The organism is Micromonospora sp. M61 (assembly GCF_018070245.1).
Classification (GTDB): Bacteria; Actinomycetota; Actinomycetes; order Mycobacteriales; family Micromonosporaceae; genus Micromonospora; species Micromonospora zamorensis.
The window spans coordinates 1-850 of the sequence record NZ_JAGPYA010000180.1 but is presented as its reverse complement, the minus strand read 5'-3'; the positions used below and the strand labels follow the sequence as shown (position 1 = coordinate 850).

Here is an 850-nt window from a genome sequence, read left to right as displayed (position 1 = left end):
TTTTCCCGACCGGTACGACCAGGCGGCCGCCACGGCGCGGGCCCAGCTCAACGAGGCGGCCCGGACCCACGCCATCGCCGGCGGATCCGCCACCGACGTCACCGGCGACGGCCGCGACGACATCGTCGGCTTCACCCAGAACGCCCTCGCCGACGTCTACGTGGCCGCCTCCACCGGCGGCTCGTTCGCCGGCACCTCGGTGAAGTGGAACGAGTTCTTCTCCATCGGTGGCGAGACCGCCTCCACCGGCGACGTCAACGGCGACGGCCGGGACGACATCGTCACCTTCGCCCACAGCAACACCGGCGACGTGTACGTCGCGCTGTCCACCGGCACTTCGTTCGGCGGCGAAGGGAAGTGGCACGACTGGTTCGCACCGGGTGCGGAGATCGGCGCGGTCGGCGACGTCGACGGTGACGGGCGCGACGACATCGTCGCGTTCACCCACAACCCCGCCGGAGACGTGTACGTCGCGCTGTCCACCGGCACCGGCTTCGGCCCCGGCCTCAAGTGGCACGAGTACTTCAGCCCGTTCGGCGAGTTTCCCGCGCTCGGTGACGTCAACGGCGACGGCCGCGACGACCTCGTCACCTTCACCCAGGGCCCCGCCACCGCCAGCGACGTCATCGTCGCCCTGTCGAACGGCAGCTCGTTCGGCGCCGCGCAGAAGTGGCACGACCTGTTCGCCGTCGGCGCCGAACTGCCCCGCGTCGGTGACATCAACGGCGACGGCCGCGACGACATCGTCACCTTCACCTGCAACGCCGACGCCGACGTGTATGCCGCCACCTCCACCGGCACCGGCTTCGCCGGGACGACAGTGAAGTGGAACGACTACTTCTGCCTGGCC

Annotated in this window: 1 protein-coding gene; it reads left to right on the top strand. The window is 70.2% G+C overall.

Going from position 1 to position 850, the window contains the following annotated elements:
* A partial coding sequence (locus KBX34_RS33220; protein ID WP_210929012.1) for a VCBS repeat-containing protein occupies nt 1-850 on the top strand: 850 nt, incomplete at both ends.